General features: G+C 68.6%; 23 protein-coding genes. 13 read left to right on the top strand and 10 right to left on the bottom strand.

Annotation, left to right across the window (positions count from 1 at the left end; genetic code table 11):
- Nucleotides 1-27 precede the first annotated feature (27 nt).
- Genes AC1U2B_RS04960 through AC1U2B_RS04950 form a run of 3 tightly spaced genes read left to right on the top strand, consistent with a single transcriptional unit; the run spans nt 28 to nt 3,400 of the window.
- Complete coding sequence (locus AC1U2B_RS04960; RefSeq protein WP_260936175.1) at nt 28-960, top strand: NAD-dependent epimerase/dehydratase family protein; 933 nt, start codon at nt 28-30, stop codon at nt 958-960.
- Nucleotides 961-1,017: 57 nt separating this feature from the next.
- Nucleotides 1,018-2,802 carry an N-acyl-D-amino-acid deacylase family protein gene (locus AC1U2B_RS04955; protein ID WP_480215909.1) on the top strand — a complete coding sequence of 595 codons (1,785 nt, stop codon included), beginning with the start codon at nt 1,018-1,020 and terminating at the stop codon, nt 2,800-2,802.
- Between the two features lies 1 nt (nt 2,803).
- Nucleotides 2,804-3,400, top strand: coding sequence for a TetR/AcrR family transcriptional regulator (locus AC1U2B_RS04950; RefSeq protein ID WP_043397329.1), 597 nt, complete (start codon nt 2,804-2,806; stop codon nt 3,398-3,400).
- On the opposite strand, the gene AC1U2B_RS04945 is transcribed toward AC1U2B_RS04950, so the two are convergent.
- The 6 genes from AC1U2B_RS04945 to AC1U2B_RS04920 all read right to left on the bottom strand — a co-directional run bounded on the left by AC1U2B_RS04945 (nt 3,391) and on the right by AC1U2B_RS04920 (nt 11,459).
- Complete coding sequence (locus tag AC1U2B_RS04945; protein ID WP_043397331.1) at nt 3,391-3,750, bottom strand: DUF2304 domain-containing protein; 360 nt, start codon at nt 3,748-3,750, stop codon at nt 3,391-3,393. The genes AC1U2B_RS04950 and AC1U2B_RS04945 overlap by 10 nt on opposite strands.
- Nucleotides 3,747-4,439, bottom strand: a complete 693-nt coding sequence (locus AC1U2B_RS04940; RefSeq protein WP_480215908.1) for a polyprenyl-phospho-N-acetylgalactosaminyl synthase PpgS — start codon at nt 4,437-4,439, stop codon at nt 3,747-3,749. The genes AC1U2B_RS04945 and AC1U2B_RS04940 overlap by 4 nt, the downstream gene beginning before the upstream one ends.
- A gap of 21 nt (nt 4,440-4,460) precedes the next feature.
- On the bottom strand, nt 4,461-5,669 hold the full coding sequence (locus AC1U2B_RS04935; protein WP_480215907.1) for a polysaccharide biosynthesis protein: 1,209 nt from the start codon (nt 5,667-5,669) through the stop codon (nt 4,461-4,463).
- The gene (locus AC1U2B_RS04930) at nt 5,666-7,000 is read right to left on the bottom strand and encodes a M1 family metallopeptidase (RefSeq protein ID WP_260971790.1); all 1,335 of its coding nucleotides are present in this window, start codon (nt 6,998-7,000) and stop codon (nt 5,666-5,668) included. Before AC1U2B_RS04930 ends, AC1U2B_RS04935 begins: the two co-directional genes overlap by 4 nt.
- On the bottom strand, nt 6,997-10,881 hold the full coding sequence (locus AC1U2B_RS04925) for a Pls/PosA family non-ribosomal peptide synthetase (protein ID WP_480215906.1): 3,885 nt from the start codon (nt 10,879-10,881) through the stop codon (nt 6,997-6,999). Before AC1U2B_RS04925 ends, AC1U2B_RS04930 begins: the two co-directional genes overlap by 4 nt.
- A 62-nt stretch (nt 10,882-10,943) precedes the next feature.
- Nucleotides 10,944-11,459 carry a 2-oxo-4-hydroxy-4-carboxy-5-ureidoimidazoline decarboxylase gene (locus tag AC1U2B_RS04920; protein WP_480215905.1) on the bottom strand — a complete coding sequence of 172 codons (516 nt, stop codon included), beginning with the start codon at nt 11,457-11,459 and terminating at the stop codon, nt 10,944-10,946.
- Nucleotides 11,460-11,577: 118 nt separating this feature from the next.
- On the opposite strand from AC1U2B_RS04920, the gene AC1U2B_RS04915 reads away from it, so the two are divergent.
- Complete coding sequence (locus tag AC1U2B_RS04915; RefSeq protein WP_480215904.1) at nt 11,578-12,900, top strand: HNH endonuclease; 1,323 nt, start codon at nt 11,578-11,580, stop codon at nt 12,898-12,900.
- Between the two features lie 56 nt (nt 12,901-12,956).
- On the top strand, nt 12,957-13,343 hold the full coding sequence (locus AC1U2B_RS04910) for a thiol-disulfide oxidoreductase DCC family protein (RefSeq protein WP_480215903.1): 387 nt from the start codon (nt 12,957-12,959) through the stop codon (nt 13,341-13,343).
- Here the strand turns inward: AC1U2B_RS04910 and AC1U2B_RS04905 are convergent.
- The 3 genes from AC1U2B_RS04905 to AC1U2B_RS04895 are packed head-to-tail and all read right to left on the bottom strand — an operon-like array spanning nt 13,335 to nt 16,790.
- The gene (locus AC1U2B_RS04905; protein WP_480215902.1) at nt 13,335-14,234 is read right to left on the bottom strand and encodes an NAD-dependent epimerase/dehydratase family protein; all 900 of its coding nucleotides are present in this window, start codon (nt 14,232-14,234) and stop codon (nt 13,335-13,337) included. The genes AC1U2B_RS04910 and AC1U2B_RS04905 overlap by 9 nt on opposite strands.
- Nucleotides 14,234-15,385, bottom strand: coding sequence for a cytochrome P450 (locus AC1U2B_RS04900; protein WP_480215901.1), 1,152 nt, complete (start codon nt 15,383-15,385; stop codon nt 14,234-14,236). The genes AC1U2B_RS04905 and AC1U2B_RS04900 overlap by 1 nt, the downstream gene beginning before the upstream one ends.
- Nucleotides 15,375-16,790, bottom strand: coding sequence for an ABC1 kinase family protein (locus AC1U2B_RS04895; RefSeq protein WP_480215900.1), 1,416 nt, complete (start codon nt 16,788-16,790; stop codon nt 15,375-15,377). Before AC1U2B_RS04895 ends, AC1U2B_RS04900 begins: the two co-directional genes overlap by 11 nt.
- Nucleotides 16,791-16,866: 76 nt before the next feature.
- Here AC1U2B_RS04895 and AC1U2B_RS04890 point away from each other — a divergent pair, with 76 nt between their 5' ends.
- Entirely contained in the window at nt 16,867-17,475 is a 609-nt protein-coding gene (locus AC1U2B_RS04890; protein WP_480215899.1) for a TetR/AcrR family transcriptional regulator, read from the top strand.
- Between the two features lie 28 nt (nt 17,476-17,503).
- Here AC1U2B_RS04890 and AC1U2B_RS04885 read toward each other — a convergent pair whose 3' ends face one another.
- Nucleotides 17,504-17,992 carry an inorganic diphosphatase gene (locus AC1U2B_RS04885; protein ID WP_043397358.1) on the bottom strand — a complete coding sequence of 163 codons (489 nt, stop codon included), beginning with the start codon at nt 17,990-17,992 and terminating at the stop codon, nt 17,504-17,506.
- A gap of 99 nt (nt 17,993-18,091) precedes the next feature.
- On the opposite strand from AC1U2B_RS04885, the gene dacB reads away from it, so the two are divergent.
- Genes dacB through AC1U2B_RS04850 form a run of 7 tightly spaced genes read left to right on the top strand, consistent with a single transcriptional unit; the run spans nt 18,092 to nt 26,487 of the window.
- A complete protein-coding gene (dacB, locus tag AC1U2B_RS04880) occupies nt 18,092-19,462 on the top strand; it encodes a D-alanyl-D-alanine carboxypeptidase/D-alanyl-D-alanine endopeptidase (RefSeq protein WP_480215898.1) in 1,371 nt (456 codons plus the stop codon).
- A complete protein-coding gene (locus tag AC1U2B_RS04875; RefSeq protein WP_480215897.1) occupies nt 19,459-20,508 on the top strand; it encodes an Rv3626c family coenzyme F420 biosynthesis-associated protein in 1,050 nt (349 codons plus the stop codon). The genes dacB and AC1U2B_RS04875 overlap by 4 nt, the downstream gene beginning before the upstream one ends.
- Nucleotides 20,487-21,443 carry a tRNA lysidine(34) synthetase TilS gene (gene tilS / locus AC1U2B_RS04870; RefSeq protein ID WP_480215896.1) on the top strand — a complete coding sequence of 319 codons (957 nt, stop codon included), beginning with the start codon at nt 20,487-20,489 and terminating at the stop codon, nt 21,441-21,443. The genes AC1U2B_RS04875 and tilS overlap by 22 nt, the downstream gene beginning before the upstream one ends.
- Nucleotides 21,444-21,501: 58 nt before the next feature.
- Entirely contained in the window at nt 21,502-22,065 is a 564-nt protein-coding gene (gene hpt, locus AC1U2B_RS04865) for a hypoxanthine phosphoribosyltransferase (RefSeq protein WP_480215895.1), read from the top strand.
- Between the two features lie 46 nt (nt 22,066-22,111).
- A complete protein-coding gene (locus tag AC1U2B_RS04860) occupies nt 22,112-24,328 on the top strand; it encodes a molybdopterin-dependent oxidoreductase (RefSeq protein WP_480215894.1) in 2,217 nt (738 codons plus the stop codon).
- Between the two features lie 25 nt (nt 24,329-24,353).
- Nucleotides 24,354-24,653 carry a type VII secretion target gene (locus AC1U2B_RS04855; protein ID WP_480215893.1) on the top strand — a complete coding sequence of 100 codons (300 nt, stop codon included), beginning with the start codon at nt 24,354-24,356 and terminating at the stop codon, nt 24,651-24,653.
- Between the two features lie 34 nt (nt 24,654-24,687).
- Nucleotides 24,688-26,487, top strand: coding sequence for an alpha/beta hydrolase (locus tag AC1U2B_RS04850; RefSeq protein WP_480215892.1), 1,800 nt, complete (start codon nt 24,688-24,690; stop codon nt 26,485-26,487).
- Nucleotides 26,488-26,546: the final 59 nt, after the last annotated feature.

Below are 26,546 nucleotides of genomic sequence, written 5' to 3'. Positions count from 1 at the left end.
GGCAGCGACCGTCGGTATGGTTGCCCCGTGCGAACACTTGTCACTGGTGCTGCCGGGTTCATCGGGTCGACGCTCGTCGACCGGCTTCTGTCCGAAGGGCACGAGGTCGTCGGGCTCGACGATCTCAGCAGCGGCAAGGTCGACAACCTCGCCGATGCCGAGGGCAACGCGCAGTTCCAGTTCGTCAAGGCGGACATCGTCGATGCTGATCTGCACGGCATCGTCGCCGAGGTCAAGCCTGAGGTGATCTTCCATCTGGCCGCGCAGATCTCCGTCGCGCGGTCGGTGAACGAGGCGCCGTTCGATGCCGGGGTCAACGTCGTCGGCACCGTGCGGCTGGCCGAGGCGGCCCGCAGCAACGGCGTGCGCAAGGTGGTCCACACCTCGTCGGGCGGGTCCATCTACGGCGTCCCGCCGGGCTACCCGACCAACGAGGACATGCCGGTGGACCCGTCGTCCCCGTACGCCGCCAGCAAGGTGTGCGGCGAGGTCTACCTCAATATGTTCCGCAATCTGTACGGGCTGGACTGCTCGCACATCGCGCCGGCCAACGTCTACGGCCCGCGCCAGGACCCGCACGGTGAAGCCGGTGTGGTGGCGATCTTCAGTCAGGCCCTGCTGGCCGGGCGGCCCACCAAGATTTTCGGTGACGGCAGCGACACCCGTGACTATGTCTTCGTTGATGACGTGGTCGACGCCTTCGTCCGCGCCGGTGGGGAGGCCGGGGGCGGGCAGCGGTTCAACGTCGGGACCGGGGTGGAGACGTCGGTGGCGCAGCTGCACACCGCGATCGCCGCGGCCGTCGGCGTGCCCGATGCGCCCGAGTTCCACCCGCCGCGCCTCGGCGACCTGCGCAAATCCTGCCTGGACATCAGCCGGGCGGGCGCCGTGTTGGGGTGGAGCCCCAAGGTGACGCTGGCTGAGGGCGTGGCCCGGACGGTGGACTTTTTCCGCCCCTGACCTGCAAATATGCAGAAAAAGATTGTGAGTACTCACTTTCTGTCCTAATCTCAGGTCATGACCTACGACGTGATCGTCAAAGACGGCCTGTGGTTCGACGGCACCGGCCGCACGCCGCAACTGCGCAATCTGGGTATCCGCGACGGCGTCGTCGCGACGGTGTCGGCGCAGCCGCTCGATGAGACGGGCTGCCCCGACGTCATCGATGCCAAGGGCAAGTGGGTGACGCCGGGCTTCATCGACGTCCACACGCACTACGACGCCGAGGTTTTGCTCGACCCGGGCCTGCGTGAGTCGGTCCGGCACGGCGTGACGACCGTGCTGCTGGGCATGTGTTCGCTCTCGACCGTCTACGCCGAGAACGACGACGCCGCCGACCTGTTCAGCCGCGTCGAGGCGGTGCCGCGCAAGTTCGTCGTCGGTGCGCTCGAGCAGAGCCGGTCATGGTCCGGACCCGCCGAGTACGTGCAGGCGCTCGAAGCCCTGCCGCTCGGCCCCAACGTCAGCTCGCTGCTGGGCCACTCGGACCTGCGCACCTCGGTGCTGGGCCTGGACCGTGCGACGACCCCGAACGTCACCCCGACCAACGCCGAGCTGGAGACCATGGCGGCGCGGCTCGAGGCGGCCCTGGACGCCGGCATGCTCGGCATGTCCGGCATGGACGCCGCGATCGACAAGCTCGACGGTGACCGCTTCCGGTCCCGCGCGCTGCCGTCGACGTTCGCCACCTGGCGTGAGCGCCGCCGGCTGATCAAGGTGCTGCGCAAGCGCGGCCGCATCCTGCAGAGCGCACCCAACGTCGCGAAACTGCAAGAGGCACTGAACTTCTTCCTGGAGAGCAGCGGCTGGTTCGGCCGTCGTGCCGGCGTGCGGATGAGCCTGCTGGTGGCCGCCGACGCCAAGTCCGCGCCCGGCGCCGTGTACCTGCTGGGTCCGGTGACCCGCCTGGCCAACAAGGTCCTGAACTCGAAGGTGCGCTTCCAGCATCTGCCGGTGCCGTTCGAGTTGTATTCGGACGGAATCGATCTCCCGGTTTTCGAGGAGTTCGGTGCGGGTACCGCGGCGCTGCACCTGAAGGATCAGTTGGAGCGCAACAAGCTGATGGCCGACCCGGAGTACCGGCGCCGGTTCCGCAAGTCGTTCGACAAGAAGGTGCTGGGCCCGACCCTGTGGCACCGTGACTTCCACGACTCGACCATCGTCGAGTGCCCCGATAAGTCGTTGATCGGCAAGAGCTTTGGGCAGATCGCCGACGAGCGCGGCAGCCACCCGCTCGACGCCTTCCTCGACGTCCTGGTGGAGCACGGCGAGCGCAACACCCGCTGGACCACCATCGTGGCCAACCACCGCCCCAAGCAGCTCGACAAGCTGGCCACGGAGCCGGCGGTCCACATGGGCTTCTCGGATGCCGGTGCGCACCTTCGCAATATGGCGTTCTACAACTACGCGCTGCGGATGCTGCGCCGGGTACAGGACGCCGACAAGAGTGGCCGTCCGTTCATGACCACCGAGCATGCCGTGCACCGGCTGACCGGCGAGGTCGCCGACTGGTTCGGTCTGGAGGCCGGCACCCTGCGGCAGGGCGAGCGCGCCGACTTCGTGGTGATCGACCCGGCTGGGCTGAACGCCGAACTCGAGGCGTACCACGAGGATTCGGTCGAGTTCTACGGCGGCCTGAGCCGCATGGTCAACCGCAGCGACGCCGCCGTCGTGGCGACCGGTGTGGGTGGCCAGGTGGTGTTCCGCGACGGTGAGTTCCGCGACGGCTACGGCCAGACGGTGAAGTCCGGCCACTACCTGCCGGCGCGCGGGGCGAAACTGCCGGTGGCACAGCCGGTCTGACATGGCCAGAACGCAACAGCAACGCAGGGAAGAGACGCGGGCTCGGCTCCTCGACGCCGCGATCGAGACCATCGTCGAGGTCGGCTACGCCCGCGCCTCGGCGGCGGTGATCGCGCGTCGGGCCGAGGTCTCCGACGGTGCGCTGTTCAAACACTTCGCCACCATGGGCGACTTCATGGCCGCGACGGCGCTCGAGGTCATGCGCAGGCAGCTCGAGCAGTTCAGCAAGCAGGTCGCCGAAATCCCTTCGGACCGGCCGGCTCTGGAAGGCGCGTTGATCGCGCTGCGGGACATCAGCGGCAACGCCACCAACGCGGTGATGTACGAGCTGATGGTCGCGGCGCGCACCGACGAGAAGCTGCGGGCGACGCTGCAGGGCGCCCTCGTCGAGTACGGCCGCAACATCTACGAGACCGCGCAGGAGATGCCCGGAGCGGATCAGTTGCCGCCGGAACTGCTGATGCTCATCGTCGCCGTGATGGTCAACACCTTCGACGGTGCGGCGCTGATCCGTGCAGTGCTACCGCAGCCCGAACTCGAAGACGGCCGCATCCAGCTGCTGGCCACGATGTTGGGGACTCTGGGCGTTCAGACCTGACGGGTCGGCGGATCGGGCTCGGGGACGCGCGCACCTTCCAGCGCCACCGCCCGGGCCAGTTGGGCGTAGCGCAGTTCGAGGTCCTTGAACCGCATGTATGCGCTGATCGTCGTGAACAGGAACGCGATGACCAGCGCGTACAACAGGAGATCGGCGCCGCGACCGATGCCGAGCCAATGCGCCACCACGGTGGTGTCGTTGGGGCGCAGGATCGCGTAGATGGCGCCGACCACGAACAGCACGTAGCCGACCTTCACCCACGCCCGCGACTGTGCGTTGCGCCGCGAACTGAACAGGTAGGCCAGCAGCAGGACCACCGCGCCGATCAGCAGTGCCTTGGTCCAGATCATCGGCGCAACCTTCCGCGCAGCAGCCCGTCGACGACGATGTTGACGCCGTTGACCAGCGGCTGACCCTTCGACATCGAATAGTCGGTGTACAGGATTTGCACCGACTGTTCGGCGACCCGCCAGCGGTTCTCCACGATGAGGGAGACGAATTCGCTGGCGTGGCTCATGCCGTTCATGGTCAGGTTCAGCCCGTCGGCCACCGTCTTGTTGAACACCCGCAAGCCGTTGTGGGCGTCGGTCAGGTGCAGCTTGCGACTGGACCGGCTGAGCTTGGCGACGATCGGCAGCAGCAGCCGCTTGAGGATCGGCATGCGTTCGGGCGGTTGGTCGGCGAACCGGGTGCCGATCACGATGTCCAGCTCCTCGGTCCGCAGCCGCTCGATCATCCGCACGACATCCTTGACCCGGTGCTGGCCGTCGGCGTCGAACGTGGCGAAAACCTCTGCCCCAGGCCGGGACCGGGCGTACTCGACGCCGGTCTGGATGGCCGCTCCCTGACCGAGGTTCACCGGGTGCCGCACCACGTGGGCGCCGGCGGCGAAGGCCCGGTCGCCGGTGTCGTCACGGCCACCGTCGTCGACGCAGACGACATTGGGGAAGACGGCCCGCACTTCAGCGACGACGTCGGCAATGACGCTCGCCTCGTTGTAGGCGGGGATGACGATCCAGACGTCGCGATACAAGGACATGTTGATGCCGAAAATACACGCTCAGCGGCGCCTGATCGCGCCAAGCGCGGCCAGGTGGACGACTATTCCGACCAGCGGCCCGCACATCAACGCGACAATGGTGCGGGTCTGCAGGTCCAAAGGCAGCAGCAACAACAGTGCCGCGGCCACCGTGGCACTCACCCAACCCACCGCGTAGGCCCGGTGCAGTGCGGCGGCGACCGTCGCGGCCCCGGTCAGCGTCAGGAAGGCGATGGCGACGGCCCCGGCCGTCAACCAGGCCAGCAGCGCACCGCTTGCGGCGTACTCGGGACCGAACAGCGTGCGCAGCAGCCACGGCCCGACCAGCCCGGCGGCCAGCACCGCCAACGCGCCGAGCCCGGCGAGCACCAGGGCCGGGGTGAGCAGGGCTCGCAGTCGCCGGTTGTCGACGAAATGCGCGATCAGGTTGCCCTGCATCGCGGTCAGCGGCACCAACAGCGGGGCGCGGGTCAGCGTCACCGCCAGGATGATGACGCCGCCGGTGGCGCCCAGGTCCCGGGACGTGGCCTGCAGCAGCACCGGGAAGCCCATCACGAGGACGGCACTGGCGCCGGCGGCGGCGATCGAATGCGCCGACCCGGTCAGGAAGGTCCGGGGTGTGCCGGGGGTGTGGATGGCGGCCGCGGACCGGGCCACCCCGGAGGCCAGCAGCAGGATCAGCCAGGACATCGAGCCGGCGACGGTGGCCCACAGGTAACCGTCCAGCCCCCAGCCCAGGACGAACGCGGCGACGGCGACGGCGACCCGGATGCCCGCGTCGGTCACCATCAGCGTGCCGTACTGCGTCCAGCCGTCCGCCCCGGCAAGGACACCCAGCAGGGTGGCGTGCAGGCAGAAGCCCGCCAGGCCGACGCTCAGCAGCGCCACGCTCAGCGGGGTGGATTCGACGAACACGTGGCCGGCCCACAGTGGGGCGGTGCCGGCGATCAGCAGGCCCGCGGCGACGGCCACCAGCGCGGCCACCCGGATGGGCTGCAGGTGCGGCCCCGGCTGGGGCTCGGCGGTGCGGGCGATGCGGACCTCGCGGGTGGCTTCCTGCAGCAGGCCGTTGGCCGCTCCGGTGAACAACCCGAACGCACCCCAGAAGACGCTGAAGACCGAGAATCCCGCGGGGGCCAGGTCGCGCGCGGCGAGGTACAGGATCGCGTAGCCGCACAGCGCGCTGAGCACCGTCGCGACTGCGACCCGCGCCACACTGCTGGGATTCACAGCGCCGGCAGTTCCACCGTGTAGAGCCACGCGGTCCACAGTCCGCGCAGGGACTGGTCGGTGTAGTTCGCGGCCAGGCCGGTGAAGTCGTCGGTCACCGCGGTCGAGTGCCGGTAGCGGGTCGTCCAATCCCGCAGCAGTGCAAAGAAATTCGCATCGCCGATGGTGCGCCGCAGGGCGTGCAGGGTGAGGGCGCCGCGCTTGTAGACGCGGTCGTCGAACATGTCCTCGGGTCCGGGGTCGGCCAGCAGCAGATTCTGCGGCAAGCCCCGCAGCTTCTGCAGGTTGTGCGCGGCCAGTTGGTCGGCGGTCCGCCAGCCCGACTCCTCGGCCCACAGCCACTCGGCGTAACAGGCGAATCCCTCATGGAGCCAGATGTCCCGCCAACGCCGCACCGTCACCGAGTTGCCGAACCACTGGTGGGCCATCTCGTGCGCGATCAGCCGCTCGGCGCTGCGGCGGCCATCGCAGTGGTTGGCGCCGAAAATCGAAACACCTTGCGCTTCAAGCGGAATTTCCAGCTCGTCGTCGGTGACCACGACGCTGTACCCGCTCGACAACGGGTACGGCCCGAACAACCGGGTGAACAGCTGCATCATCTGCGGCTGCCGGCCGAAGTCGTATTCGAAATTGCGGATCAACCGCTGCGGCAGGGCCGCGGACATCGGCACCGGCGACTTGGACAGCCGCAGCGACTCGTATCGGCCGATCTGCAGGGTGATCAGGTAGGTCGACGTCGGCTCGGCCAGCTCGTACACCCACATGGTCTGTGCCGCACGGGTTTTACGGCTGACCAGCTCGCCGTTGGCGATGACCCGGTACGGGCTGTCGGTGCTGACCGCGATGCGGTAGCTGGCCTTGCTGCTCGGATGGTCGTCACACGGGAACCACGACGCGGCACCGTTCGGCTGCCCGGCGACCAGGGCGCCCTCCGTCAGCTCCTCGAAACCGACCGTGCCCCAGATGGATTTGATCGGGCGCGGGTTGCCGCCGTAGCGCACCGTCACGGTCATCGCGGCCCCGGCGGGCAACGCGCTGGGCAGGGTGATGTGCAGCTTGCCGTTGACGGTGCGGTACTTGGCGGGGCGACGGCCGTTCACCTCGACCTTGGCCACCGACAATGCGTCGGACAGATCCAGGGTGAACCAGTGCAGCGACGCCAGGGTGACCGCGGTGATGGTGGCGATGCCGGTCAGCCGGTTGCTCTCCACCCGGTATTCGAGGCTGAGTTCGTAGCGGGACACCCGGAAGCCGAAGTTGCCGTTGTTCGGCAGATACGGATCGATCACCGGGGCAACGGCCTTGCGGTCTTTCTTGTTCGTCCGGGTCATGCGGCCTGCGCCTTATTTCGGCCGCCGGACTTGCGCTTCTTGCCCACCCACGGGGCGATCGGATTGCCCTGCCAGCGAGTCGACGCCGGCACCGCGTCGCCGCGCATCACCAGTGAGGCCGGGCCGACGGTCGCGCCGGCCCCGATACTGGCCGCGGGCAGTGCCACGCAGTGGGTACCGAGCGTCGCGCCCGGCTCCAGCACCACGGTGTCCAGCTGCATGATGCGGTCGTGGAACAGGTGGGTCTGCACGACGCAGCCCCGGTTCACCGTGGCGCCCCGGCCCAGCGTCACCAGGTCGGCCTCTGGCAGCCAATAGGTTTCGCACCACACACCCCGGCCGATGGCCGCTCCGAGGGCCCGCAGCCACAGGTTCATCACGGGGGTGCCGCTGGCGGCGCGGGCGAACCACGGGCCGGCGACGGTTTCGACGAAGGTGTCGGACACCTCGTTGCGCCACACGAACGGGGACCACAGTGGATGCTCGACGGCCCGAATGCGCCCGACCATCAACCATTTCGCGACCACGGCGATGGCACCGGCGACGGCACCCGCGTTCAGCAGCACCAGTCCGGCGCCCAATGACGCCCACAGCCAACCGAATTCGCCGGCCAGGGCCTGCAGGACGCCGAGGACCGCGACGCCGATGCCGAACGTCACCATCACCGGGACGATCCGCAGGGTCTCGACCGTCGACCGCATGATCTTCAGCCGCAGCGACGGGTGGAAGGTGCGCAGCTTGTCCGATTCAGTTGGCTGGCGGCGCAACCGGATCGGCGGGCTGCCCAGCCACGACGACCCGGCCTTGGCCTTGTGCGGGGTGGCCGACAGCACGGCGACCAGTCCGTCGTCGGGGACGCGGCGTCCCGGTTGCGTGATGCCTGAGTTGCCCAGGAACGCGCGGCGGCCGACGGTCGCCTTGGCCACGTGAATCCAGCCGCCGCCGAGTTCGTACGACGCCACCATGGTGTCGTCGGCCAGGAAGGCGCCGTCGAGCACCTCGGTGAACTTGGGCGTCAACAGCGCTGTCGAAATCTCGGTGTCCTTACCGACTTTCGCGCCGAGGATCCGCAGCCACCACGGCGTCAGCAGGCTCGCGTAGATCGGGAACAGGTAGTTGCGGGCGGCATCCATCAGCCGCTCGGTGGCCCACAGCTGCCAGCCGACCCGGCTGCGCACCGGGTGGTAACCCTCGGTCAGGCCGAGGGCCAGCAGGCGCACCCCGATCACGGTCAGCGCGGCGTACACCGCCATGGCGGCCACCGCGGCGACGGGCGTCCACAACGTGACCGGCAGGATCGCCTCCGGCAGCGAATGGGTATGGCGCACCGGCAGAATCAGCACCGCCAGCCCCGCGGCGAGGGCCAGGATCGGCAACCCGCCCAACAGGACCGACGTCAGCCCGTACATCGCGATCCACTGCGGGGCGCGGCCCGGCCGTTCGTCGGGCCACGGGTGGTGCGCCTTGCCGGACTTCACCGCCGGTGAGCCCTTCCAGTACTGCCCGGCCTTGACCTTGCCGATCACGCCGGAACCTGGTGCGACGTCGGCGTTCTTGCCGACCACCGCACCCGGCAGCAGCGTCGTACGGGCGCCGATGGTGGCGTCGTTGCCGATGCTGATCGGGCCGACGTGGAACAGGTCGCCGTCGATCCAGTGCCCGCTGAGGTCGACTTCCGGTTCGACCGAGCAGCGGTCCCCGAGGGAGAGCATGCCGGTGACCGGCGGGGCGGAGTGCAGGTCGACGCCGTTGCCGACCTGGTTGCCCAAGGCGCGGGCGTAGTACACCAACCACGGCGCGCCGGCCTGGTTTTCGGCACCGCTGGCCTCACCGAGGCGTTCGGCGAGCCAGACCCGCAGGTGTTCGGAGCCGCCGCGCTTGTAGGTGCCCGGTTCCAGACCGGACAGCAGGGCGCGGGCGCAGAACACGGCGATACCCATCCGGCCGATCGGCGTGACGAACACCAGGAACCCGACCAGGACCACCCACCAGTTGACGGTGTGGGCCCAGGGCAGCAGGTGCAGAGCGGCGGCGATGTTGTTCAGCAGCGCCAGCCACACGACCCACTGCATGCCGGCCAGGGTGGCGAGCGGGATCGCGACGAGGGACTGGATCAGCTGGGTCGTCACCGGAACCGGTGTGACGCTTCGGGTTTCGACCGCCGGTGGCGGGTCGAGTTCGTCCAGGTAGCCCGCCAGCGAGCCCAGCCGCGGGTGGTCGTAGAGGTCGGCGACGGTGACCTGCGGGTACTTCTCGCGCAGCAGCGAGACCAATTGTGCCGCGGACAACGAGCCGCCGCCGAGGGCGAAGAAGTCGGCGCCCGGGCCGTCGATGGGGGAGGCCAGCACGTCACGCCACAGCCCGGCGAGCCAGCCCATGGTGCCGTCGAGGTCGGGGCTGTCGTCGCCCGCCGAGTCGACGGGCCATGGCAGCGCGTTGCGGTCGACCTTTCCCGATGTGCGCGTGGGCAATTCGTCGACCAGGACGAGCCTCGGCACCAGCGCGGCCGGCAACGACTGAGCAAGTGCCTTGCGGGCCTTGGCGATATCGAATTCGGGGTCGGCGCTGGCGATGTAACCGACCAGCAAGGGAGTGCCGGTGGCCGTCTTGCGGACCGCGGCCGCGCCGCCGCTGACGCCGGGCAGGTTGACCAGTGCGGCGTCGACCTCGCCGAGTTCGATGCGCCGGCCACCGACCTTGACCTGATCGTCGGCGCGGCCCTGGAAGTAGAGGCCGTCCGGCTCGAGCCGGACCAGGTCACCGCTGCGGTAGGCGCGGCCCCAGCCGAGTGTCTCCATCGGGGCGTACTTCTCGGCGTCTTTCTCGGGGTCGAGATAGCGGGCCAGGCCGACGCCGCCGATCACCAGTTCGCCGACGTCGCCGTAGCCGACCTGCAGGCCGTCCTTGTCGACGACGGCCAGGTCCCAGCCGGGCAGGGGCAGGCCGATGCTGACCGGTCCGCTGCCGAGTGGCGCGAGGCACGCGACGACGGTGGCTTCGGTGGGTCCGTAGGTGTTCCACACCTCGCGGCCCTCGACAGCGAGGCGTTCGGCGAGCTCCGGCGGGCAGGCCTCACCGCCGAAGATCAGCAGGCGTACAGCTTCGAGGGCCTCGGCGGGCCACAGTGAGGCCAGCGTCGGGACCGTCGAGACGACGGTGATGTCACGGGACACCAGCCAGGGACCCAGGTCCATGCCGCTGCGCACCAGCGAGCGCGGCGCCGGGACGAGGCAGGCGCCGTAGCGCCAGGCCAGCCACATCTCCTCGCAGGATGCGTCGAATGCCACGGACAGTCCGGCCAGCACCCGGTCGCCCGGGCCCAGCGGATTGTCCTTCAGGAAGATCTCGGCCTCGGCGTCGACGAACGCCGCGGCGTTACGGTGGGTCACCGCAACGCCTTTCGGGGTGCCGGTGGAGCCGGAGGTGAAGATGATCCAGGCGTCATCGCGGGTCAGCGGCTGGCCGGCCAGCCAGCCCCGCGTCGAACCGGGCCCGCGGACCAGGCCGGCTTCGGTGATGATGCCGACGACGCCGGCCTCGCCGAAGACCAGCGCGGCACGCTCCTCGGGATCGTCGGCGTCGACCGGGACGTACGCGGCGCCGGTGGCCAGCGTCGCCAGGATCGACACGTACAGCGCGTAGCTGCCCGACGGCATGCGGATGCCGATGCGGTCACCGCGGCCGATGCCCCGTGCGGCCAGCCAGGCCACGCTTTCCTCGACGTCGGCGATCAGCTCGGCGTAGGTGAGCTGGACGGTGCCGTCGTCGATGGCCGGCGCATCGGGATATTGAGCGGCCGTGGCGTAGAGGATGTCGATGAGTGTCCGGGCCTGCGGTGCATTCGCTGAACGCACGTACTGCGGGGGGATCTCCTGATGCACGGGTACAAACTACTAAGGCTTGGCGAACGGTTCCTGGCGGCGGGCTTGCCGTGGCAGCTTCGTTACCAGTTGTTGTAGCCGCCCTCGGGTCCCAGCATGCGCTCCAGCCGGGTCCGATTGATCCGGGCCAGCTCGTTACGGACCACTTTGCGCTCGGTCTCGTGGTCGTTGTGCATCCGGTCGGCCATGTGGGTCAGTACTTCGTCGGCGCTCATGGCGCCGACGAACATCACGAAATCGAACCCGAAGTGGTCCCGGTAGATCGATGCGTTGGTCTGCAGCGTCGCCATCAGCCCGGGGTCACGGTCGCACACGGCGCACTGCTCGAACTGCGAGCGCGCGCTGCCCGGCCGGCGCCCCACCTGCGGATAGGCCTGCAGGATCGCGTCCACGGAGGAGTCTGCGAGCGCGAACAGCAGGTCGTCGGCCCGCCGGTACAGATGGTCGTGGTCGTCGTAGCTTCGCCCGTCGGCCAGGCTGCCGGCCAGCGGCACGCTGTAGCAGCACTCGTACAGTGCGTGCACCGCCCGCTGCTTTGGCATGGCGTTGAACGCGTCGAGACCAATGCCCTGATGCATCAACACATGGACATCATCGAATGTGCAGGGTACGTGCAGATTTCCTTGTGTTACAGCGGGGCAAATTCGTGTATCGGTGGTCTGGCGTGTATCACAAGTATGGCGTATCATCGAACAGATGTTCGAATATTTGGCGTTGGATGACCCCGACGCCGACGAGGCGGCGCTGTTGGGTCGCATCGCCGAATTCGAACGGGTGAAGGCGGCTGCCGCGGCCGGGCAGGCTCGGGCGGCGGCTGAGCTGGAGGCGCGGCGGGAGGCTGCGGCGCGGGCGGGTGGGCCGCGGGTGTCGCGAGCCGCGTTGGGGTCGGAGGTCGGGCTGGCGCGGCAGGAGTCCCCGCATCGCGGTGAACGTCTCATGGCGATGGCCCGGATCTTGGTGCCGGATATGCCGTGCACCCTGGCGGCGCTGGAAGCTGGGCGGCTCTCGGAGCATCGGGCGGAGCTGATCACCAAGGAGGCGGCGTGCCTGTCGGGGCTCGATCGTCGGCTGCTCGATATCGAGTTGTGCGGGGACCCGGCCACTGTCGAGGGCATGGGCAATGCAGAGATCGTGGCGGAGGCCAAACGCATCGCCTACCGGCTCGATCAAGAGGCGGTACTGGACCGGATGCGGCAGGCCCCGGCCGGGCGGCACGTGCGGTGCCGGCCTGCCCGTGATGGCATGGCGACGGTGAGTGTGCTGCTGCCGGCTCACGAGGGTCGGGCGGTGTGCGCGGCCCTGTCGCAGGGCGCGGCCACCACGCTGGCGTCGACGCTGCCGGGGACGTCGGTGCCGGCCGGGCTGGGCCGCACCCACGACCAGATCATGGCGGACCTGGTGGTTGAGCGGGTCACCGGCCGTAACCCGGTGGATGCGCCGGTGTCGGTGACGGTGAACCTGGTGCTCTCCGATGAGAGCCTGCTTGCCGGCGGGGACGAGCCCGCTCATCTGGAGGGTTATGGTCCGGTGCCGGCGGAGGTGGCGCGGCACCTGGTGCTGGTGGCTGAGGCCGACCCACAGGCTGTTGCGGCGGTGCGGCGGCTGTATGCCCAGCCGGGCACGAACAAGTTGGTGGCGATGGAATCGGCGGCCCGGGCGTTCCCGAAAGCTCTGGCCCGGTTCATCGCACTACGGGATCAGATCTGCCGAACTCCGTACTGCAACGCCCGTATCCGGCACACCGACCACGTCAGGCCGCACGCCCACCTGGGGCCGACCAGCGTGCACAACGGCCAGGGTCTGTGCGAGCACTGCAACTACGTCAAAGAAGAACCCGGCTGGCACTCCAGCGCCAGTTATGACCGGTACGGCCGCCACACGACGGAGCTCACCACGCCGACCGGCGCGGTCTACACCTCGACCGCGCCGCCGATGCCGAGCGGATTGCAGATCCTGACCCGCCGGGTCCACCTCGCGATCATCGACAAGGGATCGCGTCCGCGGGTTCTGCGTGACTAGCCAAATGTGTGGCGACTCACGGCAACCGATCGTGCGCGAAGGCGCATGATGAAGTCATGGACGGTGTGCTGTTCTTCGACGGCAAGTGCGGGATGTGTACCCGCGCGCGTAACGCGCTGCTGCGGATGAATCGCACCGGCGGGGTCCGCACCGAGCCGTTGCAGAAGCCCGGCACCGCCGAGCGACTCGGTGTGGCACCGGAGCATCTCACGGAATCGGTGTGGTGGCTGGATTCGTCCGGCGAAGTGTTCGGCGGTGCAAAGGCTGCCAACGCGGCGCTGTCCGCGGCCCTGGGCACTCGGTTGCCGTTGTGGGTCTACGCCATTCCGGGAATCGGTGCGCTCCAGGAGCGTGTCTACCGTTGGATCGCCACGCATCGTTACCACTTCCGTGGCGTCACGCCGTGGTGCGAAACCGCACCGTCGGAGTGTGTTTCAGCCTAGCTGCGCCATCGCGAGGTACCCCTCGGTGGCGCTGGGGTACTGGGGCCGCCAGCCCGAAACATCGCGAAAGCGCTTGTTGCTCACGCGAAGTGATCGCGTTATGGACGTCAGCCGGTCACCGAGCAGAAGTCCGACCCGTCCCGGCCCAGTGATCCAGATGCGGCGCCCGACGGCCGCGGCGCAGGCGTCCGCATATTCGCGTTTGGTCAGCGGAGTGTCGTCGACGATGTTGTACTTGCCACCGGGAGCCGCGAGCGCCGCGACGACGGCATTCGCCGCATCCGCGACGTGGATCGACGAGATGTAGGTACTGCTGCGGCCCGGGACAAACCCGATGTGCCACTTGGCCATCTCGAGGATCTGTTCACTGTGCGCGGCGTGCGGACCGTAGAACACCCCGAACCGAAGGATCGTCGATTGCTCGCCGAACCGTCGCGCGCTGGCTTCGGCGGCGTGGTTGCCACGCGTGATGGGGTAGTGGTCGACGGGCTGGTCTTCGTCGACCCAGTCGCTTCCGCCGTCGCGGTAGATCATCACGACAGACTCTTGAATCATCCTCTGAACACCCGCATCTCGGGCCGCATCGACGACGGTGGCGGACCCCTCTGAACGCACCCGCTCGCATTCTGCCCACGCCGATTTGCGGATGAACGCCGTCGTCGAGGGGAGCGCTGACGCCAGGTTGACCACCGCGTCGTGGCCGGCGAATGCGCCGGCCAATCCGCGGCGGTCGAACAGCGACACCGAAACCGGCTCGGCGCCTTGGCTCCGCAACACCGCCGCCTTGGCATCGCCGCGGGCCAGAGCGGTGACGGAGTGGCCGGCAGAGACCAGTGCGGGGACGGTATGGGTGCCGATGGCACCCGTGCCTCCGGTCACGAACACCCGCATCAGCGGAACACCACCGGCAACGTCTGTGGCCCGCGGATGGCCGGCGTATCCCGCCAGGTGACGGCCCCACTCACATCAGGTTGGCGGGCAACGACTTCCCGCAGCGCCACGGTCAACTCCAGCTGGGCCAGGGCGGAACCCAGACAGTAGTGCGCTCCGTATCCGAAGGCCACGGGCGCTGGGCCGGTGCGGTCCACGCGGAAGCGGCCGGGCTCCTCGAACACCGCCGGGTCACGATTGGCGGCTGCCACCACCACGACGACGCTGTCTCCGGCCGCGATATCGACGCCGCCCAGTCGGTGGTCCTCGGTGGCGGTGCGCACCGTCGACTGCACGGGACCGTCGAGCCGCAGCAGTTCGGTGATCACCGCCCCGTCCACGGTGTCGACCCGTTCAGCCACCAGCCGAATCAGCCCCGCGCCAAGGAGATTCGCTGTGGTCTCGTGCCCGGCGACCGCGATCAGGATGGCCGTCACCACGACGTCCTCGAGGGACAGCTCGGGGTCGGTGGCGATGAAGCTGAACAGGTCGTCGCCGGGATGTGCCCGGCGGTCGGCGGCGAGTGGCAGGAACTCCGCCATCAACGCGGCGGCCGCACCGAACCCCTCTGCCACCTCCACCGGATCGGCCAGGGTGCCGAGCATCCGGATGATCGACGGCGACAGTTCGCGCAGTGACGCCGCGTGCGCCGGATCGAGCGCGAGCCATTCACCGACCACCGCGATCGGCAGGGGCAACGCGATCTGCGACATGAAATCGAACGGCTCTCCGGTGGGCGCCTGCGCGATGACCTCGGCGGCGATCGTCTCCACACCCTCGGTCAATCCGGCCACCGTACTGCGCGTGAACGCGTCCCGGACCGCGCCGCGCAGCCGGTCGTGGTCGGCGCCGTCGGTGAAAAGCATTGAAGCCTTGGTGAATTCCGGTGCCATCATCGTCATCGATGCACGCGCCACCGGGTTGGCCAGTGGATCGCTGGTCCAGCCGGACCCGCCGAGCACCTGCCGGGCCGCGTCGTAGCCGAGCACCAGCCAACCTTGGGCGACGCTGTCCCACACGACATCACCGTCGCGCCGCCGGGCCTCGTAGAAGGGGTAGGGATCAGTGGCGTCCCAGGGCAGCCGGGCCGCCGCGACGTCGTTAGGCGACATGATCGTCCGTCCCGTGCGGCAGTCCGCGGCGCTTGACCCACGCCTCGTGTTCGAGGCCAAGATCGGTGACAGGCGCTGAGACGCCGTCCATTTCGTCCAGCATCCCGCGGGCGTGGAAGGTGGCGTTCAGTGCGGTGAAGATCGCATTCATCGACAGGTTCAGGCGCGAGAAGAACACGAAGTCGGCGGGCACTCTGATATGCCTCATCGGGTGGTCGGCCTCGCGGACGTCCAGCATCGAGGCGATGGCGCGCCGCGATGCCTCGTCGGTGTAGGTCACCGGCTGCGGCGCCAGGATCTCGTAGATGATGCCCTCCCACCAGCGGTAGGCATCATCGGCGGTCAGCACCGAATCGGTTGCGAAGAAACCACTTTCGACCATGCTCGACCGCAGATCGTCGCGGCGCCCTTCGACCGCACAGCGCATCAGGTTCACGATGCGCCGGCGCTGGCCTTCGGGAAGGATCTTCGCGCAACCGAAGTCGACGAATCCGACGGTGCCATCGAGGCCGAATCGGTAGTTGCCCGGATGTGGGTCGGCGTGGAACAGATGGCCGTGCCGGTAGGAGCCGGTGACGAACCGCGCGATCACCTCGGACCACGTGTCCTTGGTGTTCTGATCGGCGTCTTGCGCTGCACCCCAACTCAATCCGTCGAGGTACGTCATGGTGAGGACGCGGTCGCCGGATGCCTCGGCGATCAGTTCGGGCACGCGAACATACGGGTGATCCCGCCAGAGTTCGCTGAACGCGGTGATGTGGGCGGCTTCCCGGCGGTAGTCGATCTCCTCGGAGATGCGTTCGGATATCTCTGCGGCAATGGGGGCGACGTCGGGCAGGATCGCACCGAGCGTGCTGGCCGCCCCGGCCGCGAAACGGAACATCGTCGCCAGCAACTCGGTGTTCGAAAGATCGTCCCGAATCGCTTGCGCCACACCGGGGTACTGAATCTTCACCGCGACGTCACGGCCGTCGTGCAGGACGGCCCGGTGGACCTGTCCGATGGACGCGGCCGCCATCGGTTCGGCGGAGAACGACGCGAACACTGCGGAGATCGGGCGTCCCAGGTCGTCCTCGACGATGCGCCGGGCCAGGGCCGAATCCATCGGCGGCGCGTCGGCCTGCAGTCGGGTCAGGGCCCGCTGGTACGGCGAGAGTTCGCCGGCGCCAATGGCATTGGCGTCGACCATGGACATCAGCTGGCCGGCCTTCATCAACACGCCTTTGGAGTGGCCGAGGAGTTCGGCGTATTGCTCTGCGGTGCGCTCGTGGAACCGTTCGACCGCGCCGGTGTTGCCGGCCCTCTCCTGCAAGGCCGCGACCATCCGCCCACCCGCGGCGCGGGCGGTGAAGCCGGCGACCGGCATGGTGCGGCGGATACGTCCGCGCGGCACATTTCCGGCCATTGCGCCTCCAAGCGTTATATGGTGACCTAGTACGAAATATATGACCCTTCTTATATGCAGTCAATGGTGGGAGTCAATGGTGGAAACCTCGACCAAGGAACGGACCAGGGAACGTCTGGTCACCGAGGCCATGCGGCTGTTCAGTGAGCAGGGCTACCAGGCCACCAGCATCACTGCGATCGAGAAGGCCGCCGGCCTGGTGCCCGGCTGCGGCGCGCTGTACAACCACTTCAAGACCAAAGAGGCCCTGCTGGCGGCAGGCATCGACAGGCAGCTGGACCGGCGGCGGGCGATGCACGACATCAGCGCGCTGTTCGCCGGTGAGGGGGAGCTGCGGACAGAACTCACGCTGCTCGGCCGGTATGTGCTCAGCGTGCTGAACCAGGAAAGCCAGTTCCTGCAGGTCGCGGCTCGCACGCCGGCGGATCAGTCGGACCGGCTGAATGCCGCCTATGCCGCCCTGGTCGACGGCCTGTACGGCGAACTGGCCGACTGGATCGGGGGTTGCGCGCCTGGCCTCGATCAGGCCGAGGCCAGGCGGATCGCAGTGGTCGGGATCAACGCGCTGCTCGGCAAGCAGGCGACGCGCGTCGTCTTCCTTGCCCCGCAGGCGGACACCCCGGATGAGGAGTACATCGCGGACTGGACCGCGATGCTGGCGGGCCGGATCGAAGCGGCCCGCTGAAACTCAGTGCTCTTCAGCGGCGAGCCGCTCAGTGCTCTTCGGTCTCGAACCGGGCGATCGAGCGGGCCAGCTCTTCTTCGGCCTCTTTACGACCGACCCAGTCGGCGGCCTTGACGAACTTGCCGGGCTCCAGGTCCTTGTAGTGCACGAAGAAGTGCTTGATGGCGTCCAGCTCGAACTGCGAGATGTCGCCCAGGTCCTGGATGTGGTCCCAGCGCGGGTCACCGGCGGGCACGCACAGCAGCTTGTCGTCGCCGCCGGCCTCGTCGGTCATCTTGAACATGGCGACCGGGCGGGCGTCGACGATGCAGCCCGGGAAGACCGACTCGGTGAGCAGCACCAGCGCGTCCAGCGGGTCGCCGTCCTCGCCGAGGGTGTTCTCGAAGAACCCGTAGTCGGTGGGGTAGCCCATGGGGGTGAACAGGTAGCGGTCGAGCTTCACTCGGCCGGTCTCGTGGTCCACTTCGTACTTGTTGCGCGAACCCTTGGGGATCTCGATGACGACTTCGTGCTCCACCGGGAGGCTCCTTAGCTCTGTGCTGATAACCGGGTACACCTTAGACGAGCGATACCCTGCTCAGTGACATCCGACTACACGGAGCAGTTCAGGAGCAGCATGCGGCCCACCCGGTGGCGCCGATCGACCCACTTGGTGATCGGTGTGGCAGTTCTGGTGCTGGTTGCCGCGCTGGTGGCGGCGGCCGCGGTGATGACGAGGCATGAGGCCGTCCCGGCGGCCGGATCGAACGTCAAGCCGCAACCTGCGCTCGTCACGGCCCAACCTGGGGTGCAGCCGGTCTCCGACGCCGCGGCGCAACCGGTGCCCGCGCAGCTGGCCGCCATACTGGCGCCGCTGGCGGCCAACCCGAATCTCGGCATGCTGGGCGGCCGGATCACCGATGCCCTGACCGGGACGCAGCTGTGGGCGCAAGGCGCGAACATTCCCCTGCAGCCCGCGTCCACCAACAAGACGCTGACGGCAGCCGCGGCGCTGCTCACCCTCGATCGCAACGCGCGGTTGACCACCACTGTCGTGTCGGGTGACACGCCGGGCGTGGTGGTCCTCAAGGGCGGCGGCGACCCGACGCTGTCCGCGGCGCCGCCCGGCACCGACACCTGGTACGGCGACGCGGCCCGGATTTCTGACCTGGCCGACCAGGTCCGCAAGGCGGGCGTCACCCCCACGGCCGTTCAGGTCGACGTCAGCCTCTACTCCGGCCCGACGATGGCGCCGGGCTGGGACGTCGCCGATATCGAGGGCGGCGACTGGGCCCCGATCCAGTCGGTGATGGTCGATGCCGGCCGCGTCCAGCCCACGACCGTGGAGTCCAAGCGGTCGACCACCCCGGCCCTCGACGCCGGCCGCGCCCTGGCCGCGGCGCTGCGGGTCGACCCCGCCAACGTGACGGTCCGCACCACACCGGCTGCCGGCCAGCAGCTCGGCGCGGTGCAGTCCCCGCCGCTGATCGAGCGCCTGCGCGAGATGATGTGGGCGTCGGACAACGTGATGGCCGAGTCGATCGGCCGTGAGGTCGCCGCCGCGGTGAACCAGCCGGAGAGTTTCGACGGCGGAGTACGTGCCGTCCTCGGCCAGTTGTCGAAAGCGGGACTGACCACCTCGGGTGCGACGCTGTTCGACGCCAGCGGCCTGTCGGTCAACGACCGGCTCACCGCAGCCGTCCTGGACGACGTCGTCAACGCCGCGGCGGGCAACAGCGAGCCCCGGCTCCGGCCGCTGCTCGACGTCCTGCCGATCGCGGGCGGCAGCGGCACGCTGTGGAACCGCTACGTCGACACTCCGTCTGCCGGATACCTGCGGGCCAAGACCGGCTCGCTGACCGGGACCAACGCGCTGGCGGGCATCGTCACCGACCAGAGCGGACGGGTCCTGACCTTCGCGCTGATCTCGAACAACGCCGGTCCGGAGGGACGCACGGCGCTCGATGCCCTGGCCGCGGCGTTGCGGCCCTGCGGGTGCGGCTCGTGAGCCGGACGCCGACCGTCGGCCGCGCAGTCGACTGGGGCTTCGCCGCCACGGTCGGCGCCAAGCTGACCCGCCCGGAACCGGCGACCACCGACTACACCCGCAACCAGGTGCGTGAGCAGCTCGCCGATTCCGCGCGCCGGGCCGAGCTCCCGGTGCGGGAGGTGACGCTGCTCAACGAGGGTGCCGAGGTACCCGAAGCCCGCGTCGTCGACCGCCAGGACTGGGTGCGCGCCGCCACCGAATCCATGCGGGTCATGACGGGCGGCGAAACATCAAGTGCCACAGGCCTTGCCGCGATGCTGGCGGGCCGGGTCACCGGCGCGCAGACGGGCGCGGTGCTGGCGTTCGTATCGTCGGGCATCCTCGGGCAGTACGACCCCTTTGCCGCCAATGGCGGGGAGCTGTTGCTGGTCGCCCCGAATGTGCTTGCCGCAGAACGGCAATTGAAGGTCGATCCCGCTGACTTCCGGCTCTGGGTGTGTCTGCACGAGGTGACGCACCGCGTGCAGTTCCGCGCCAACCCGTGGCTCACCGAGCACATGTCGCAGGCGCTGGCGGTGCTGACCGACGACTCCGGTCTGGATGCCGGTGATATCGCCGGCCGGTTGGCCGAGTATGTGCGGACCCAGCGGGGCGGCGAGTCCGACCCGAATTCGCAAGGCATCCTTGGTGTCATGCGCATCATGCAGTCCGATGAGCAGCAGCGCGCGCTCGATCAACTGCTGGTGCTGGGGACGCTGCTGGAAGGTCACGCCGACCATGTGATGGACGCCGTCGGTCCGGCGGTGGTGCCGTCGGTGGCCGCCATCCGGAGCCGGTTCGACGAGCGCCGCCATCGCAAACAATCTCCGCTGCAACGGATCGTCCGTGCCCTGCTGGGGGTCGACGCCAAGATCGCCCAGTACACCCGCGGCAAGAAGTTCGTCGACGAGGTGGTGTCGACCGTTGGCATGAAGCGGTTCAACGCGATCTGGACCGATGCCGAAACCCTGCCGCTGCCAACCGAAATCGACGAGCCGCGGCGATGGATCGATCGAGTGCTCTGAGTCGACTGCGCCCTGCGGTCATGGCGTTCGCGCGCCGGCATCCGGCCGACCGGTGGTGCGTCGGGCTTTCCGGTGGTGCCGACTCGCTGGCGCTGACCGCGGTCGCCGCCGCCCTCAGGCCGACCACCGCCTTGATCGTCGACCACGGTCTGCAACCTGGATCGGCCGATGTGGCCGCCACTGCGGCCGCTCAAGCCAGGCAGTTGGGTTGTGTTGATGCCCAGGTGATTTCCGTGCACGTGGGCACCGACGGCGGCCCGGAGGCCGCGGCGCGCACCGCGCGGTACGACGCACTGGATGCTGCCCGGGACGGCGCGCCGGTGCTGCTCGCGCACACTCTCGATGATCAGGCCGAGACCGTACTGCTCGGGCTGGGTCGGGGTTCGGGTCCGAGATCGATTGCCGGCATGCAGGTTTGGGACCCGCCGTGGGGACGGCCCCTGTTGGAGGTGCGGCGAGCCGACACCGTGGCGGCCTGCGCCGAGCTCGGGCTCACACCATGGCAGGACCCGCACAACACCGACCCGCGCTACACCCGGGTCCGCCTGCGCACCGAAGTGCTGCCGCTGCTGGAGGACGTGCTGGCGGGCGGCGTCGCGCCGGCCCTGGCCCGCACCGCCGCCGCGCTGCGAGAGGACAACGACGCCCTCGACGCCCTGGCGGCCGGGCACCTGGCGGCCCTGCGCACCGGCGACGGCCTGACGGTCGCCGGGCTCGAAGACCTCCCCGCCGCGCTGCGCCGCCGGGTGATCCGCGGGTGGCTGCTGGGCGTCGGGGCGACGGCGCTCACCGACGTGCAACTGCGTGCCGTCGACGCGCTGGTCTGGGACTGGCACGGGCAGGGCGGGGCGGCGGTGACCTCGCCTTTGCGATATCAGCGCCTCGTGGTCAGCCGACGCGCCGGACTACTCACAGTGGCTGCCCGACCCGTGTGAGCGACCGTCGAGCGGGACGGTCTTGGTGCTGGGCCAGGCGGCATGGCACGCTGTTGCCGTGGAGCTGTATCCGGGTGACATCAAGTCAGTTCTCCTGTCTCAGGAGCAGGTTCAGGCGCGCATCCGCGAGATGGCTGCGCTGATCGCCGAGGACTACCGAGCCGACTCCGGCGACCAGGATCTGCTGCTGATCACCGTGCTCAAGGGTGCGGTCATGTTCGTCACCGACCTGGCCCGCGCGATCCCGCTGCCGACCCAGCTCGAGTTCATGGCCGTCAGCTCGTACGGATCGTCGACCTCGTCGTCGGGTGTGGTGCGCATCCTCAAGGACCTCGACCGTGACATCAACGGCCGCGACGTGCTGATCGTCGAGGACATCATCGACTCCGGCCTCACCCTGTCGTGGCTGCTGCGCAACCTGGCGACCCGCGGCCCGCGCTCGCTGCGGGTGTGCACGCTGCTGCGTAAGCCCGACGCCATGCGCGCCGACATCGACGTCGCGCACATCGGGTTCGACATCCCCGACGAGTTCGTCGTCGGTTACGGCCTGGACTACGACGAGCGCTACCGCGACCTGCCCTACATCGGCACGCTCGATCCGAAGGTGTACGAACAGCACTAAGCCGGAGGCTTACAAAAGGCTGGGGTGCCGGAGCAGAATCGCGTGCATGGATACTGCGCTCCGGATCTGCCCCTTCTGCGAAGCCACCTGCGGCCTGACCCTCACCATCGACGACGGCCGCGTCACCGGCGCGCGGGGTGATCACGACGACGTCTTCAGCGCAGGATTCATCTGCCCCAAGGGGGCCAGCTTCGGTGAGCTCGACAACGACCCCGACCGGCTGACGCGCCCGCTGGTGCGCCGGGACGGCGTGCTGACGGAGGCCACCTGGGACGAGGCCTACGCTGTCGTCGCCGAACGACTCGGTGCGGTGATCGCCGCGCACGGCGGTGCGGCGGTCGGGGTGTACCTCGGCAATCCGAACGCGCACACCGTCGCGGGCGCCCTGTACGCGCCGCTGATCCTCAAAGGTTTGGGCACCCGTCAGGTGTTCAGCGCCAGCACCCTCGACCAGATGCCGAAACATGTTGCGCTGGGCCTGATGTACGGCAGCCCCATCGCGTTCACCGTGCCGGACCTCGACCGCACCGACTATCTGGTGATCATCGGCGCCAATCCGCTGGTGTCCAACGGCAGCGTGACCACCGCCGCCGACTTCCCCGGCAAGCTGCGGGCGCTGAAGAAGCGCGGCGGCAAGCTCGTCGTCATCGACCCGGCCCGCACCCAGACCGCCAAGCTCGCCGACCGCCACCTCGCCCCGCGCCCGGGAACCGACGCGGCGCTGCTGCTCGCCGTCGTCCACGTGCTGTTCGACGAGGACCTGGTCGACCTCGGTGGCATCGCCGAGCACGTCGTCGGCATCGAGCAGGTCCGGGCGCTGGCCGCCGACTTCGCGCCGGAAGCCGTCGAGCAGGCCTGCGGGGTCGGTGCCGAGGAAATTCGCGAGCTGGCCCGTGAGCTCGCGGCAGCGCCGACGGCGGCCGTGTACGGCCGGATCGGTACGTCCACAGTCGAGTTCGGCACGATCGGCAGCTGGCTGGTCGACGTGATCAACGTGCTCACCGGCAATCTGGACCGGCCGGGCGGGGTGATGTTCCCGCTCGGTGCGGCGGCCGCGGCGCCGCGGCCACCCAAGCCCGGTCGCGGGTTCCGGACGGGACGGTGGGCCAGCCGGGTCTCCGGCTACCCCGAGGTGCTGTCCGAGTTGCCGGCTGCCGCGCTCGCCGAGGAGATCGACACCGCAGGCGACGGGCAGATCAAGGCGATGATCACCATCGCCGGGAACCCGGTGCTGTCGGCGCCCGACGGTGACCGGCTCGACAAGGCCTTGGACAGTGTCGAATTCATGCTGTCGGTCGACCCCTACCTCAATGAGACGACGCGGCACGCCGACGTCATCCTGCCGCCGCCTCCGCCCGCGCAGAGCCCGCATTTCGACTTCGCGCTCAACAACCTGGCGGTCCGCAACAACGTGCGCTATTCACCGCCCGTGCTGCCCCTCGCGGACCGGCCGGGCGAGGCGGAGATCCTGTCGCGCGTCGCGCTGGTGCTGTACGGCATTGGGGTACAAGCGGATCCCGTCCTGGTCGACGCCCAGGTGATCGCGATGACGCTGACCAAGGAGGTGTCCGACCCGGATTCTCCGGTCGCCGGACGGGACGTCGACGAACTGATCGCGATGCTCGGTACCGGTCCCGGCTATGAACGCCGGCTCGACATGATGTTGCGGCTCGGGCCCTACGGCGACGGGTTCGGCACCAGGCCCGACGGGCTCACGCTGGAAAAGCTCAAGGCCAACCCGCACGGCATCGATCTGGGGCCGCTGCGGCCGCGGATTCCGGAAGTGCTGCGAACCCCAAGCGGGAGAATAGAACTCGCGCCCGAGCCTGTCGTCGCCGACGTGGCACGGCTCCGGGATGCGCTAAGCCGCTCGGCCGGCGGCTTCCTGCTGATCGGCCGGCGTCACCTGCGCTCCAACAACAGCTGGATGCACAACCTGCCGGCGCTGTCCGGCGGGTCCAACCGGTGCACCCTGCAGATTCACCCTGACGATGCCGCCGACCTGGGCCTCACCGACATCGCGATCATCAAGGGTCCGGGCGGTGAACTGCTCGCCCCGATCGAGGTGACCGACGTGATGCGGCGCGGCGTGGTGTCGCTGCCGCACGGCTGGGGCCACAACCGTGGCGGCACCGGTCAGCAGCTCGCGAACAGCCACCCCGGGGTCAACGTGAACCAGCTCAACGACGGCACGCACCTGGACCGGTTGTCGGGTACCGCGGTGCTCAACGGGATTCCGGTGGAGATTTCTGCGGCTGGCTGAGTACCGACGCGGGTAAATTGCTTGCATGGGGGGAATTTTGCGTGTCGACCCGGACTCGCTGCGTGACGCGGCGCGGGCACAGACAGACGTCGGCGCGGCTGTCTCGGGCATGGGTGTCGGGACGTCGATGTCCGCCGCGGGGACCGGGGTGCCCGGTTTGGCATGTGCAGGAGCCTGCGAGTTCGTGGGGACGGTCGTCGACACTGCGCTGGGTACCGTCGGCGACGAGTTGACCGTCCATTCGGAGAAACTGCAGCGCGCCGCCGATCTCTATCAGCAGGGCGACGAGCGAGGCGGTCAGCGCATCAGCGGGCTCATCCGGTGACGGGTCCGGTGTCATGCCGGTGACCATTCCCCAGGTGAAAGCCTCTCGTCCCGAGGCCCTGACCGAAGCGGCCGGCGAACTCGGTCAGAAGGCTTCGGGTTTGGCCACGCAGATCGACACCCAACGCGCCACGATCGACGGGCTGCGGACGCGGTGGCGCGGCACCGCGTCGGACGCTGCGGCCGCGAAAGCCGAACCGACACTGGCACGCATGCAGCAGGTGCACGATGCGTTGCGCCGGGCCCAGCCTGTGCTGAGTGACGGTGGCGGCCGACTCGGCCAGACCCGGACCGGCCTGCTCGGCGCAGTGTCGCAGCTGCAGAGCCAGGGGTGGCAGGTTTCGCCGGACGGCTCCGTGTCGGTGCGGCCCGGAGGCCCGCTCGACCAGTTCGCCAGAATGAGTCCGGTCGCCGCGATGCAGGTATTGCAGTTGGCCGCGGCCAACTCCGTGGACCTCAAGATGCGGTTGGCGGAGTTCGACACCACCGACCGGGAACTCGACCGGAACTTGCGCCGCGCGGTCGCGGGTCTGGGGGGCATGCCCCGGTCGTCGGGGATCGGTGATCTCCCGCAGGACGTGCCTTACGACACAGGTGCCGAGATCCCCGAGGGTAAGAGCGCTGAGGAGGTCGACAAGTGGTGGCAGTCGTTGCCGCAGGACAAGAAGGACTATTACCTGCAACATTGGCCGGACAAGTTGGGCAACCTCAACGGGATTCCGGTCGCTGATCGGAGCACCGCGAACAAGACCATCCTGCAGCAGGATCTCGATCGCCCCGCCCAGGTGGCGGCCGCGCGTGGGGTGACCAAAGAGGAAGTGCTGGCCCACCCCGAGAAGTACGGCATGGCTGGGCAGATGATGACCAGGTACAACAATGCACTCAAGGTTCAAGAGGCCCTGGACAAGGATGCCAAGGACGCGCGCGACGCCAAGAATCGCCGCCCCGAGATTCTGCTGATGAAGTACGACCCGGAGGCATTCGACGGCGAGGGCGCCGCCGCCATCGCGATCGGCAATCCGGACAAGGCCGCGAACACCACGGTGATGGTTTCGGGGTTGACGACATCGGTCGCGGGCGGGACGTTGTCCGATGGCAGCGGGGTCAATGTGTACAACGAGGCGAATCTCGCCGATCCGAACAATTCGACCGCGGTGGTGCAGTGGATGGGTTACAACGCGCCGGACATCGACCTCGACCTGGACACCAATGCCATCGGTGTCAGTGAGCCGTTCATGGCGCGTGCGGGTGCACAGTTGCTGGCCCCCGATGTGAATGCTCTCGCTGTCACCCACGAGGGAAATCCCGCGCATACCACGGTGATCGGGCATTCTTACGGCTCGACGACGGTCGCCGACGCCGCCGCCGGCTACGGGATGCGGGCCGACGACATCGTTCTGGTGGGTTGTCCGGGAACGGATTTGGCGCGCTCGGCTGCCGACTTCCACCTGCCGCCCGACGGCCATCTGTATGTGGGCTCGGCATCCACGGATTTCGTCACGGGTCTCGGTCGCGAGCACATGAACATTCCAGGGGTCGGGCTCGGCAACGATCCCTCGATGGACGGGTACGGCTCGACGCGGTTCCATGCCGAGGTGGCCAAGGTCGGTTTCAACCCGCTCGATGAGCACACCTCGTACTTCGTGGAGGGGTCGGAGTCGTTGTACAGCATCGCCGACATCGTGTCCGGCCACGGCGACCAGCTGCAGCAGCACGGGATGACGGCCGATCATCGGGTGAAGACGCCGAGTCTGCCGTTCCCCTTTCCGGGGCCGCCTTCGGTGGTGGTCGATCCGGAATTGGTGCACCCCTCGAACAATGAACACCACCACTAGCGATGAGGTCGAGATGACGGGGGCTGGGACTATTGAGAATTCGATTCGCTGTGCTGTGG

Source organism: Mycolicibacterium sp. P4_G11 (assembly GCF_056555145.1).
The sequence above is the reverse complement of the archived record's forward strand: the minus strand, read 5'-3'. Positions and strand labels throughout refer to the sequence as shown.